At 51.9% G+C, this 13587-nt stretch carries 11 protein-coding genes; 6 read left to right on the top strand and 5 right to left on the bottom strand.

All coding sequences use genetic code 11. The features are described 5' to 3' along the window. Window positions 1–196: 196 nt before the first annotated feature. On the bottom strand, window positions 197–1513 hold the full coding sequence (locus F3F96_RS00655; protein ID WP_176961333.1) for a dicarboxylate/amino acid:cation symporter: 1317 nt from the start codon (window positions 1511–1513) through the stop codon (window positions 197–199). Window positions 1514–1667: 154 nt separating this feature from the next. Between F3F96_RS00655 and F3F96_RS00650 the strand changes: the two genes are divergently transcribed. Next, window positions 1668–2063: a PilZ domain-containing protein gene (locus tag F3F96_RS00650; RefSeq protein ID WP_176961332.1), complete on the top strand. Its 396-nt coding sequence runs from the start codon at window positions 1668–1670 to the stop codon at window positions 2061–2063. Between the two features lie 122 nt (window positions 2064–2185). Then, entirely contained in the window at window positions 2186–4324 is a 2139-nt protein-coding gene (locus tag F3F96_RS00645) for a bifunctional diguanylate cyclase/phosphodiesterase (RefSeq protein ID WP_176961331.1), read from the top strand. On the opposite strand, the gene nagZ is transcribed toward F3F96_RS00645, so the two are convergent. Further along, window positions 4321–5208 (bottom strand): beta-N-acetylhexosaminidase, encoded by an 888-nt coding sequence (nagZ, locus tag F3F96_RS00640; protein ID WP_176961330.1) that lies wholly within the window; start codon window positions 5206–5208, stop codon window positions 4321–4323. The two genes, F3F96_RS00645 and nagZ, sit on opposite strands and share 4 nt — an antisense overlap. Window positions 5209–5363: 155 nt before the next feature. On the opposite strand from nagZ, the gene F3F96_RS00635 reads away from it, so the two are divergent. Then, window positions 5364–6398: an IS110 family transposase gene (locus F3F96_RS00635; RefSeq protein WP_176961329.1), complete on the top strand. Its 1035-nt coding sequence runs from the start codon at window positions 5364–5366 to the stop codon at window positions 6396–6398. 253 nt (window positions 6399–6651) lie between these two features. Here F3F96_RS00635 and F3F96_RS00630 read toward each other — a convergent pair whose 3' ends face one another. The 3 genes from F3F96_RS00630 to F3F96_RS00620 form a co-directional block, all read right to left on the bottom strand. Further along, the gene (locus tag F3F96_RS00630) at window positions 6652–6966 is read right to left on the bottom strand and encodes a hypothetical protein (RefSeq protein WP_176961328.1); all 315 of its coding nucleotides are present in this window, start codon (window positions 6964–6966) and stop codon (window positions 6652–6654) included. A gap of 70 nt (window positions 6967–7036) precedes the next feature. Continuing rightward, on the bottom strand, window positions 7037–7846 hold the full coding sequence (locus F3F96_RS00625) for an ABC transporter permease (RefSeq protein ID WP_176961327.1): 810 nt from the start codon (window positions 7844–7846) through the stop codon (window positions 7037–7039). Between the two features lies 1 nt (window position 7847). Further along, entirely contained in the window at window positions 7848–8774 is a 927-nt protein-coding gene (locus F3F96_RS00620) for an ABC transporter permease subunit (protein ID WP_176961326.1), read from the bottom strand. A gap of 104 nt (window positions 8775–8878) precedes the next feature. On the opposite strand from F3F96_RS00620, the gene ubiG reads away from it, so the two are divergent. From ubiG to F3F96_RS00605, 3 genes are all read left to right on the top strand, one after another. Next, window positions 8879–9583 carry a bifunctional 2-polyprenyl-6-hydroxyphenol methylase/3-demethylubiquinol 3-O-methyltransferase UbiG gene (gene ubiG / locus F3F96_RS00615; protein ID WP_176961325.1) on the top strand — a complete coding sequence of 235 codons (705 nt, stop codon included), beginning with the start codon at window positions 8879–8881 and terminating at the stop codon, window positions 9581–9583. 83 nt (window positions 9584–9666) lie between these two features. Next, window positions 9667–11763, top strand: a complete 2097-nt coding sequence (locus tag F3F96_RS00610; protein ID WP_176961324.1) for an LPS-assembly protein LptD — start codon at window positions 9667–9669, stop codon at window positions 11761–11763. A 114-nt stretch (window positions 11764–11877) separates the two neighbouring features. Continuing rightward, window positions 11878–13572, top strand: a complete 1695-nt coding sequence (locus F3F96_RS00605) for a peptidylprolyl isomerase (protein ID WP_176961323.1) — start codon at window positions 11878–11880, stop codon at window positions 13570–13572. Window positions 13573–13587 lie beyond the last annotated feature (15 nt).

Raw genomic sequence — 13587 nt, 5'->3', positions numbered from 1 at the left:
GACAGGTTTCGATGCATGCAAATATTTATTACACCGAGTGTAATTCCGCCACATCCCCAATGGAACTAACGCCCCTTCTATTAATAGATAGGACAACTCGTTCGCAGCCGATGCAACCTGGTCAGCAAACACCAACTCCTAGTTAATTCAGAGAATAACTTAATAACTCATCCATGAACCCGATCAGCGGCGCTTATCAGACCTTAGATGCTACCTTTGCTCTGTCGGGATGAACTGCTGGCAGTGCTACATCTTTCGCATGGCCTGCATCCGGATCGTTAAATATCGCCATATCAATACTGTTTTCACTGCGGGCCACAATGGTTGTGATGACTGCGTCACCCGTGATATTTACTGCGGTTCGGATCATGTCTAACAAACGATCCACACCAATAATCAGAGCAATGCCTTCAACAGGCAGACCGACCTGATTAAAGACCATCGCCAGCATGATTAACCCCACACCGGGCACCCCCGCTGTGCCTATAGATGCCAGAACCGACATGGCGATCACAGTCAGATAACCGGTAAGGCCCAAATCAATACCGTAAACATTGGCAATGAATACTGTTGCCACGCCTTGCATGATCGCTGTGCCATCCATATTGATCGTGGCACCAAAGGGTACGACAAAAGAGGCTGTGGAGTTATCAACACCGATACGTTTTTCAACGCATTGCAGCGTGATCGGAATCGTGGCGTTTGAGCTTGAGGTGCTGAATGCGAATATCTGGGCACTGCGCATTTTACGCAGAAATTGCAGCGGACTGACCCGTCCAAGCACCTTAAGCAGAATCATCAGTGTTCCCGTTGCATGCAGGATCAGGGCTCCAACCAGCACTGCAAAATAACCGAGCATGGGCAGAATCATCTCCATGCCCTGCAAGGAGAAGGTTTTAGCCATCAAGGCAAAGACGCCGATGGGAGCCACATGCATCACCACATTGACCACTTCCATCATCACCATATTCAGACGCTCGGAGATATCGATAATGGGCTTGCCTGCGTCTCCAACCATCAAAATGCAGACAGCAAACAGAATGGTGAAAAAGATAATCTGCAGCATATTGCCTTCGGCATATGCGGCAATCGGATTGCCCGGCACAAGATCAATAAAGACCTGACTCAATGGTGGAGCAGCAGGGGCGGCAAAGGAGCCGGTGGCTGCAGAGGCAAGTTCAAAACCCTGCCCCGGAGCAAAGAGTGTTGCGATGGCAATGGCGAGGCTGATGGCCAAAGCCGTGGTAAACATAAACAGAGCGAATGCTTTTCCGCCCACACGGCCAAGCTTGCTGATATCCCCGATGCCACATACACCACAAATCAGAGAGAAAGTGACTAGTGGCACCACCAGCATCTTTAACATACTGATGAAAATTGCACCAACAACATGAAATAGACCCATAACCAGATAGGTCTGAATCCATCGGTTATCAGATGCAAAATTATTGATCAGACTTCCGACAATCAGTCCGGCAACCATCCAGAGCAGAATTTTATTGGTCATGTTCATTTTTTTGCTTCTTTCTCGCATCCCACCTTCCCGCACTTTCAAGTATCAACAGCAAAACCATAAGCTGCCGAGCCATCAATTGCACACATGCCTTTGCCATAACCAGCGTCATGTATATAGTTAAGTCGAACAATACCTTCAACAGGGAGACTCGATGCCAAATAGCAATCACCGCAGATACACCCGCTCTCAGGTTGAAGTTGCAGCACTGTTAACCCTTGAGCATCAAGAACCAGTGGAGGTCGAAGTGCTCGATGTGAGCATGAATGGCACCTTTCTGAAAACCAACCTTAAACTTGAAGCAGGCACCCGCTGCACAGTCAGCATCCTGCTTGGCCATTTTCAGCATGAACTGCCTATTGAAGCCGAAGCCGTTGTTATTCGAACCACGGCGATGGGATTAGCTCTTCGCTTTGAGTCGGTGAAAATCGATAGTACTCCGCGACTGCAAAACCTGATTGTCGACCACGCTGAAGACCCACAACAGGCCCAGCTTGAGTTCTCTCACCAGGGTGGCTTTATTTTCAATCCTGACCGCCAGCAGCGCTGAAGCATTGAAAGCCTCCGTGTCACAACAAAGAAGTTGGTAGTTTATGCCAATCAATAAAACCACACTGACAGTCATCCGTTACCCATTCAGAAATGGCACACGATTTGCTGAGACTGGAACCCATGCAACAGCCTGATAACCACAAGCCCTTCAACTCTCTGGCCACCATCATGGTGGTCGATGATGATGAGATCCTGCGCGAGACGCTGACAGAGATCCTGCACGACTCCGATTACACTGTCGTAGAAGCGGCCAATGGCGTAGAGGCGCTGGGGCTCTTTAAAGCATCCGCACCGGATCTGCTGCTAGTGGATGTCACCATGCCACTGATGAACGGCTATGAACTTTGCGAAGCGCTGCGCAAGCTACCCAACGGCCACAATGTCCCTCTCATCATTATGACCGGTCAGGATGATGTCGATGCAATTGAACGTGCTTTTGACAGTGGTGCCACCGACTTTATATCCAAACCGATCAACTGGCCCATTATCGGCCATCGCATTCAGTATACCCTGCGCGCCAGCCGGGCCATGAAAGAGGCGACACTTAGCGCCAAGCTGCTCTCCGATGCACAGCGCATTGCCAAACTCGGCAACTGGAGCTGGGACACCAGCGGCAAGGAGATTCATGTCTCCACAGAGTCCTATCGCATCTTCGGCGTACCGCGCACCTCAGCATGCATCTTTCATCAACTGCTGCTTTCCTCCATCCATCCCGATGACAGAGTCATTTTTGACAAAGCGATCAAACGTGCAGAAGAAAATATCCCTGCCGATACCGAATTTCGCATCACACCACCGGACGGTGAGCTGCGCATCATCCATATGCATGCCGAACGGAAACCGGATGGAACCCCATCCCAGCTCTTCGGCACACTTCAGGACATCACTGAGCGCAAGAACACCGAAGAGGAGATCCGCCAGCTGGCTTATTACGATGCCATCACCGGCCTGCCCAACCGCACCCTGTTCAAGGAGCATCTCAAAGTAGCTATCAAACAGGCATCCCGTAACGGCACCAAGGTTGCGGTGATGTTCCTTGATCTGGACAACTTCAAACGCATCAATGACAGCCTCGGTCATGATGCCGGTGACCAGCTTCTCGAAGAGGTCTCAAAACGCCTGACCCGAAGCATTCGCCCCAGCGATCTGGCCGGTTCAGAGCGCGATGATGGCAATGGCCACTCTCTGGCCCGCCTTGGCGGTGATGAGTTCACTGTCATGCTCAGTGATATTGAGGATATCAGACATATCAGTCTGATTGCCGAACGTATTCTCGCCTCTCTGAATGAGCCGGTGATGTTAAGCGGCAATCGGGTGGTGGTAACATCATCTATCGGTATTTCGGTCTATCCCGAGGATGGTGAGTGCATCGACTCCCTGCTCAAGCATGCCGATGCCGCCATGTATCAAGTGAAATACAAAGGCAGAAATGGTGTCTTCTTTTATGATGATGATCTGCGTGTACAGAGCCAGTGCCGGATTCAGCTTGAAGGTGAACTCTACAAAGCACTGAAAAATGATGAGATGACCCTCTTCTATCAGCCCAAAGTCGATACTGTCAGCCAAAAAGTGGTTGGTTTTGAGGCCCTCATCCGCTGGATTCACCCGGAGAGAGGCATGGTATCACCCATCGATTTCATCCCTGTTGCCGAGGAGTCCGGGCTGATCATTCCAATGGGGAAATGGATTATCAAAACAGCATGTCAGCAGCAGAAGGCGTGGCGCCAAACAGGTGCTGATCCAGTAGTCATCTCGGTAAACATCTCATGCCATCAGTTCACCGACCACGCACTGGTTGGCGCCGTAAAAGAGATTCTGGCCGAAACAGGCATAGATCCGGCCTATCTCGAATTTGAGATCACCGAAAGTATTCTGATGCAGGATGCTGATGCAGCCATGCGGGTACTCAAAGAGCTCAAGGAGATGGGGCTGAAAATCTCCATTGATGATTTCGGTACCGGCTACTCCAGTATGAGTTACCTCAAACATTTCCCGATCGATATCCTCAAAGTCGACCGCTCGTTTGTGATGGACATCCCGGAGAATGAGCAGGATGCCACCATCACTAAAGCGATCATCTCACTGGCCAAAGCGCTTGAGCTCGGTGTGGTTGCTGAAGGCGTTGAAACAGTGGAACAACTGCAGTTCCTGTGTGATTGTGAGTGCGACCAGATTCAGGGCTACCTGTTCAGCCCGCCTCTGCCGCCGGAAAAAGCGGAAAAACTACTGGGCCACACCTTCGATATCGGTAAAAGCTAACCCTCCAGGCTGCGGTAGACTTCAGCCACACCCTCAGGCTCACAGACCAGCAGAACATCACAACCGACCTCCAATGCCGCATTAGCGGCCTGCACAACATCGTCACCGACGCCCTTCATACAGAGATCATCACTCCACACCTGCCCGAAGAAACCAATGCGCTCGCGCAGCACATGATGAATCCAGAATGGCGACAGTGTACCCACGTCGCGATTGACTGCCGTATAGATCACATGCGCAGTCATCACATGCTTTAACCCCTCTTTGATCAATCGTCGGAAGGTCTCACTCTCCTCAAGCAGGATCGGAAGAGCAGCATCCACCTCAGGCACCGCCACATGCGAATCAGCATTGGCGCGACCATGTCCGGGGAAATGTTTACCCACCGCTTCAATGCCCGCATCGTGCAACCCGCGCATACAGGCTGCCCCCAGCGCAACCACCACATCAATATCACTCGAATAGGCACGCTTTCCGATGATGCCGTGCCCCTCGGGATGAAACAGATCAAGGTCCGGTGCGCAGTTGTGCGTAAATCCAAGCTCAGCCAGCGCCCTGCCCACGATCAGGCTATCCTCATAAACCGCATCCACGCCTGCCTGCTCATCCATCTTATATATAGATTCATACTCAGCAGCATGCCGACGATTGTTAAACGGCGCCCAAGGCAGCCGATTGACCCGACCACCCTCTTCATCAATCGCCGCCCACGTCTTCACGCCGGTACAATCCCGCACATCATCCAGCAGTGCTTTTGCCTGCTCCGGGCTCTCAATGTTACGGGCAAACAGAATCACCCCGAGTGGTGGCTTCTCTTTCAGCCACACCCTCTCCTGCTCAGTGAGCTGTAAACCCTGCAATCCGATAATCAGATGTTCATTCATCAACAACACGCACCTTCAGAAATATTGGCCTTTTCATAGCTTATAACCTTTATTCTGAATGTCCGCTTACGGCCAGAAGCATCGGCAATCGGGCTGACGATTATCGTCTAAGCTCCTAGTACCCCTCAGATGTGAGTGAGTATAGGAGGTTTATCATGGTTTTCCATACAGCATTAGATGTATCCCTGCGTTCTGTTTCCATCTGTATTATTGATGGTGATGGCAATATCTGTTTTGAAGATAAAGTAGTTTCAGAAGTGGACGAGATAGCTGCTGCACTGAAACGATTCAGTCCGGAGGTCTGCTCAGTTGGTTTTGAGGCAGGAACACTGACTCAATATCTTAGCTATGGTCTGCAAGCTGCAGGTTTTGAAGTGATCTGTATGGAAGCCAGACAGGTCAGTGCTGCTTTATCAGCCATGCGTAACAAAACGGACAGGAATGATGCCCGTGGTATCGCACAGATCCTGCGTAGTGGTTGGTACAGCCGTGTGTATGTCAAAAGCATGGAGAGCCATCTGACCCGAGCCCTGCTCTCAGGTAGGAAAGCGGTGCTGAAGAAGTGTGTTGATCTGGAGAATGAGATCCGTGGCCTGATCCGACTTCTTGGCATTAAACTCCCCGGAACGCTGAAACATGGTGCTTTTGATGATCTCGTTCGACCCATCATCGAAGAGCACGGTTTAATGGTTGATTCACTGATCCCTTTGCTCGATGCGCGGCTTATGCTCTATCAAACCTATCTCAAGCTGGATGCTCAAGTGACAGCGATGGCAAGAAAGGATGAGGTCTGCCAGCGGTTGATGACAGTGCCCGGTGTTGGAGCAATCACAGCCTTAACCTTTAAGGCTGGTGTGGATAATCCATCTAGGTTCAAGCGATCACGGACTGTAGCAGCGCACTTCGGTTTAACACCAAGACGGTTCCAGTCAGGTGAGCTGGATAATCCCGGTCATATCTCCAGAGCAGGTGATGCCGATGTTCGCTCTGCCCTTTATGTGGCAGCGCACTCACTGGTTATCCGATCCGATAAGTGGACCTATCTCAAGGCATGGGGAGTGCGCCTCTCAAAAACCAAAGGACACCGACGTGCAGTGATTGCTGTGGCACGAAAGCTTGCTGTCATCTTGCACAGGATGTGGATTGATGAGACCGATTTCCGTTACAACTCTACTGAGGTAAAACTATGAACTGATTTAGAGTAGTAACAGAAACGTCCCTCGTGTGGACGAATGTCTGGATGAAGCCGTAAATGTCTGCTGCGCATAATAGCGCGACCAAAAGCCTGGCTCTCCAATCTGTCTGACTTATGCGTGCAGCGAGTTAGTTTAACCAACCCGACTGCGGAAAGGAGCGTGACCCACCACGAGAGACAAAACCGAGTTTTACTCGGTATATTTTGGGTGCTTGACTGAATGGCCCGATTAAAGGAGCGGACATTCATCACCATTCAGTTAAGTATGGTTCTAGGTTTGGCATAAACATAACTTCCAATGCAATGAATAAACCAAACAAGATTACGGCATACAGAATACGACCTGCAGATCCGATCCGGGCAGTGAACTTGTTCTCAAGCAGCTTCTTGCCCCCTTCTTCGAAGATGTAAGTTATTGGTAATGAAATTAAATATAAGGTAATCCAACCAAGTAATGAATGGGGCTTTAGTGGATACATATAAGCCAAGATAAAGAAAGAACAGAAGACAGATAATATTAATATGCCAGCCAATCGAGGCAGTGCATTATTGGTCTTCTTCAATGTATTCCCCCTAATAATAGCAGCCTAGTGCCAATCAATTGAATGACTGCTTTGGGTCGGAAGCAGCCATTCATGATTTCACATCCATGCGCACATCGAGTTTATCGCGCAGGGCGTCGCCGAGAAGGTTCACGGCCATCACCAGTGAGAAGAGGATCAGACCGGGCCAGATGACAAGGCCGGGGGAGACCAGCATCAGGCGGGTGCCTTCACGGATCATGGTGCCGAGTGATGCATCGGGCGGTTGCACACCGACACCGAGGAAAGAGAGGCCTGCTTCGCCAATGATCACGGCAGCAAGGCCGAAACTGGCTTCAACCAGTAGAGGTGCGGCGATATTGGGCAGCAGATGACGAATGGCGATGTAAGGAACCGATGAACCATTGGCGATAGCCGCTTCAACAAACGGTACGGATTTAAAGGAGAGTACCTGCGCACGCGAAAGACGGGCAAAACCGACCCAGCCGACCACCACCAGTGCCATCACCAGATTATCAATGCCGGGGCCGAGCATCGCAGCCAGTGCAATGGCCAGCAGGATGCCGGGGAAAGAGAGCACGATATCAGCAATACGCATCAGCAGCGCATCGATCCAGCCCCCCATCCAACCAGCCAGCATGCCGATAGAAATACCCACGCAGCCGCCAAACAGGACAACGGTGACACCCACCATCAGGGAGAGTTGAAGGCCTTCAGAGAGGCGTGCCAGCACATCACGCCCCAGCGCATCGGTGCCAAGCAGGTGGGATGAACTCATGGGGTTTAACACCGCATCAAGATCAATGGCATGACTCTCGATGCCACCCACTGCTGAAACCAGCAGCACCAGCAGTGGGAAGGTCAGGCAAAAACCTGCCAGTCTCAGGGCTGAACGGGACATATCAGCTTCCGTGCCTCTGGCGCGGATCGAGCCAGAGACCGAGCAGATCGGCAAAGAGATTGGCCAACACATAAAAACCGGCAATCAGCAGCACACAACCCTGCACCAGCGGGTAATCGCGGCGCTGGATCGCTTCAATGGTCAACAATCCCAGTCCCGGCCAGTCGAATACGGTTTCTGTGATCACTGCACCACCAAGCACAGCACCCAGCTGCAGAGCAAACATGGTGATCACAGGAATCGCAGCCAGACGTGCGGCATGACGCCACCAGATCAAGCGTTCAGAGATACCGAAAGCACGTGCCGTGCGTGTGGCATCCATACTCATCGCCTCCAGCCATGAGGAGCGGGCCATGCGCGACAACACAGCCGCCAGCGCAGTTCCCAGCGTTACTGCAGGCAGAATGATCGAACCGGGTTGATCCATGCCTGAGACCGGTAGCCAGCCAAGGCCTACGGCAAACAGCAGCATCAGCATCGGCCCCAGCCAAAAGTTGGGGATCGAAACACCGATCAGCGAGAAACTCATCGCCGCCACATCCTCTTTTTTACCGGCATGGCGGGCAGCCCAGTAACCCAGTGGCAGTGCAAGAATCACCGCCAGTATAAGACTAACAATCGCCAGCTGTGCAGTGGCCGGAACCCGCTCAAGGATACGCTCCAGCACCGGCCGGTGATCCACCAGCGATGTGCCCCACTCGCCTGTGGCAAGGCCGCTAAGGTAGCTGCCATATTGAAAGAGAATCGGCTGATCAAGACCAAGCGCCTGTCGCAACGCTTCACGATCAGCCTGCATCGCAGTCTCGCCCAGCAGCGCATCAACCGGATCACCCGGCACCAAATGCAATAGAAAAAAGACCAGCGTAGCCACGCCCAGTAAGGTGGGAATAGCCTGCAGTAGTCTGGTTGCCATTATTCGTCCGAACACACGGGCAGCCTACCCGTGTTTTTTTGCCTGACCAGCCCTGTTATCTGCAGCAACAAGAGAGATCACCACTTGCCTTCAATGCGCTTGAAAGACAGCCTGCGCTTATGCAGACACAGCACTTTGACAGCGATGAGATCGCCAAATTTGAAGCGATGGCAGAGGAGTGGTGGGATCCCACCGGTAAATTCAAACCCCTGCACAAAATCAACCCGATCCGGCTCGATTATATTGACCGGCAGGTAAAGCTTGCTACAGCCACCGTGCTTGATGTCGGCTGCGGTGGTGGTCTGCTGGCTGAAAACATGGCCGCACGTGGTGCCAAAGTCACCGGCCTTGATCGCTCACCCAAAGCACTGGCTATTGCCCGTCTGCACAGCGAGCAGTCAGGGGTATCGGTTGATTATGTAGAGAATGATGCTGAGAATTGGGCTGAGAACCATGCTGAGCATTATGATGCAGTCACCTGCCTGGAAGTACTGGAGCATGTCCCGGATGTGCCGCGCACAGTAGCCGCCTGCGCCGCCATGATTAAACCCGGCGGGCACTTCTTTTTCGCCACCCTCAACCGTAACCCCACCTCGTATATCAAAGCTATTCTGGGCGCGGAGTATATTCTCGGCTGGCTGCCCAAAGGCACCCATGAGTATGCCAAGTTTATTAAACCTTCAGAGATGAACAGTGCACTGCGCGATGCGGGCCTTGAGATCAAAGATCTGAAAGGGCTCTCATATGCCATGCTCAGCGACCGCTTCTCACTCTCTGATGACCTCTCAGTCAACTACCTCGGTTTCGCCATTAAACCGCTCTGATCCTCTGTAAACGCGGATCGCAACAGCGCTGCATCAGCACGGTAAAGTGGACGGGTGGGAATTGTAAGATAGCTTGCCACCCCATGCTCAAACTGCGCCGGATTTTACAGACTCTCGTTGCCACCACCCTGTTGCTTGCTGCAACAGCATCCAGTGCAGCCCCTGTAGATATTTCAGCTGATGAAATATCCCGCGGTGCTGATGGTGTAATCATCGCCAAAGGCAACGTGATTATCAAAAGAGAGAATGAGACGCTGCGTGCGGATGAAGTGCTCTATCGCAGCAAACAGCAAATTCTCGAAGCGCGTGGACATGTAGTGATTGAGTCGGCACAGGCAACCATTGAAGCCGAAGATGCAATCATGCAGACCAACAGTAAAACCGGCCACATGAACAAAGCGACGATCATCCTGCCCGATGGTGCGCGTCTGGTTGCCGAACGGGTCAAACGCATTGATGACCAGCGCTTTGAGGCCGAAGAGCTGACCTATTCAGCCTGCCCGATCGATGAAGAGTCATGGTCTATCGCAGCCACAAAAGCAGAGCTTGATCAGCAAGACGGCTCTCTGACTGTGCAGCACAGTAGATTTCAACTCTGGGGTGTGCCTGTGCTCTACGCGCCCTGGTGGCAGCAACCGCTGCGGCGAAAATCAGGCCTGCTTATGCCCAAGGTAGCATCAGGAAAAAGGCGTGGAACTGAGGTGGCTCTGCCTCTCTATCTGGCTATCGATCCCAGCTGGGATTTCACAGCTACCCCCCACTGGATGAGTGCGCGTGGCGTGATGGGCTCGGGAGAATTGCGGCACATCTCCAGCCTTGGCTTTGAACGACTGCAGGGGGCCTGGATAGACGATGCTGAGATCAACAGGCAGCGCTACCGCTTTGATGGCAAGATGCACTGGGATCTACCTGCAAATTTCGCCTTCGATGCCGATGGCGATTTCGTCAGCGACCCTGATTATCTGGCCGATTATGACACCGGTGACAATATCAGCGCCTATTACCTGACCAGCCATGCCACCCTTTCTCAGGGCTTTGATCTCAATAGTTTCAGTGGAGACTGGATGGTGCAGGCGCGTCACCAGCAAAACCTGCTACTGGCCAACAACAAAACAACACTGCAAATCCTGCCAAGAGTCGAAAGCCGCATGCAGCTGGAACTGTTTCCAAATCTTCTTCTCCACTTTGATCAGCAAACTACACGTTTCGACAGAAAAATTGGTGTCGATGGGGGACGCATAGACCTGCACCCCTATGTGGAAATTCCATGGCAACTTGCAGGTGGAGGCCTCTCAGCCAATATGCAGGTTGGAGCCCATCACACGCGTTACTGGTTGCAGCAAACCAATCTGACCAACAACAAACCCACCCGCTCAACTTTTGAAGCCAACCTCGAACTGCGCAGCGATTTCGAACGCATCAGTGATAGCCGCAGCTGGCGTCATCTGATCTCACCCATTATCCGTTACGACTATATCGATGCACCTGACCAGAGCGCGCTGCCCAATTTCGATTCAGGCTTCGGTGGCCTGAACTGGAGCAACCTGCTTTCCGGCAACCGCTTTATCGGTAATGACCGCATCGAGCGCAGCAATCGCGCCACTCTGGTACTGGAGAGTCGCCTGCAGCACAAACCGGATATTGATCAAGCGGCCCGCGACCTGTTAATCCTTCGCGCCGGGGCCTCTTATGATCGATTCAGAAAAAGTATTGATCCCGTTCTTCAGGCTGCAGCTCCGCGCCCTTTCTCCAACCTGTTGGCTGAGGCGATCTGGTCACCTGTTGCCGGTTTTCATATTGCTGGAAGTGGTCAGTACAACCATGCTGAGCGTTACTGGGCAACGGGTTATGCGACTGCAGGCTATACCGATGGCAGTGGTAATGCCCTGAACCTCAGTTACGCCTATACAGACGCCAGATTCACTGCCAGATCGCAAACCATTAACGCAACGGCAAACATTCGCCTCGCCAATCGCTGGCATGCTTCAGGCACATGGCAATATGACACCATACTAAAACTCTCCCAGCAGAGCTCGGTAACGCTTAAATACCAGCATCCATGCTGGACACTGGGGGCGGAAGGATACCGCACCAACCGCCGTACCGGCACCACCAATGCAGCCAACATAGGCTTCCGTATCTTGCTTGAATTCAAAGGACTCGGTAGCGTCGGTTCGTGATAGTTTTACTTGTTTCTCTGCACTGATAGTAAAACTTCACAAAACCCATCAACCGGACAATTCGGCACCCCTTTTCGCTGATTTATGCCATTTGCAACACTCTGTGGAGGTTCCATGCGTTTCACCATTTTGCTGATAGCGATTCTGATGACATTTTCAGTCGCCAAGGCGGAGACTTTTGACTCAATTGCGGCCATCATTAATAACGAAGCCGTATCCTGCTATGATATCCAACGCGATACTGACACTATGCTCATGCAGCTCAAAGCCAGTGGTGTTGAGCAGCCGGGTTCACGTGATCAGCTATTCAAACGTGCGCTTGAAAGCACGATTGTAAAAACCATTCAGCTGCAGGAAGCAGCCAAACTTGAACTCAGAGTAAGTCGTGAAGAGGTCGAGCAGGCTGTTCAGAAGATGGAGATGCAGAACAACCTGATGCCCGGCCAACTTGAGCAGGCACTGGGCATGCAAGGCATGAGCTTTGATGAGTATAAGCGCAACCTCAAAGAGCAGATTCAGATCGGCAAACTGATTAACATCGCTGTGCGCAGTAACATAAAAATAAGTGAAGAGGCGCTGCGCGAATACCATCGCAAATACCTCGCCGACCCCAAACCCCGCAGGCAAGTGGAACTGGGCCAGATATTCCTGCCACTGCCGAGTGAACCAACTCCGGCTCAAATCGCTGACGTTCGCAGCAGAATCAAAGCAATTCATAGCAAACTACTGGCCGGCAATGATTTCAAACAGCTGGTAGCAGTGCACTCTGAATCCTCTGATCGTGATCAGGGTGGCATCATGGGCTGGGTCATGGAGAGCGGTATTGCCAAACGCTTCTCTCCGGCACTGGATCTGCCCGTTGGCGCTATTACACAGCCGATTCGATCCCCTTCCGGCTACCATATCCTGAAAGTCATGCAGGAGCGTTGGCAAGAACCCACCCCGGCGGGTGAGAGCTATGAAGAGGTACATGCCCGGCATATTCTGCTTAAAGTCCCCTCATTCAGTGATGAAAAGACCAGTGCAAAAATACGCCAACGTGCCGAAGAGATTGCCAAAGAGATGCAGGGGGCCAGTGAAGAGGAGTTCATTACCCGTGCAAAAGAGGCATCACAAGGCCCAAGCGCCGGTAAAGGTGGCGACCTTGGCTGGTTCAGGCGTGGCATGATGGTTCCTGCCTTTGAAGAGACTGCCTTTGCACAGGATGCGGGCGGCACCAGCGGCGTGGTTGAATCCAGCTTTGGACTCCACATCATTCGCACCGTTGCCAAGCGCAAGATTGACCCCAACTCACTGGAAGCACACCGTGATAAGATCACCCAGATCCTGACCAACGTTGAGATGCAGGAGCAGGCGCCACGCTGGATCTCCGGCCTGCGCTCAAAAGCCAAGATTGAGATTCACGACTGCAGCAGCATCGATATCCTCCAGATCCCTTCACAGCCAGATACCGCCATCCAGCAGGATGCTCAGGAGCTGCTCAACACAGCTGAGGGGTGGCGTAAAGCATGGAGTGAGCAAGATATTGAGGCGTACTTCGCTTTCTACTCACCAAACTTCGCCCCTGAAAAAAAAACTCTTGAGCAGTGGAAAAGCTATAAAAAAAAAGTTATTGCCAACAAATCTTACATAAAAATCGCAGTTACCAACGTCAGCATCAAGTTTAATGACGATAAGGAAGCGTTTGTCGAGTTTGACCAGCGTTATGAATCCGACAGATTAACATCTGAGGATCATAAACTGCTGATCATGGAAAAAAATGGCCCCAGATGGCAGATTATTAAGGAGCTGGTTCAAGCTCAAAGCTAGGATGGCACAAATTCA

The organism is Mariprofundus sp. NF (assembly GCF_013387455.1).
Lineage (GTDB): Bacteria > Pseudomonadota > Zetaproteobacteria > Mariprofundales > Mariprofundaceae > Mariprofundus.
Note: the sequence above shows the minus strand (reverse complement) of the source record. Positions and strands in the feature narration are given on the sequence as shown.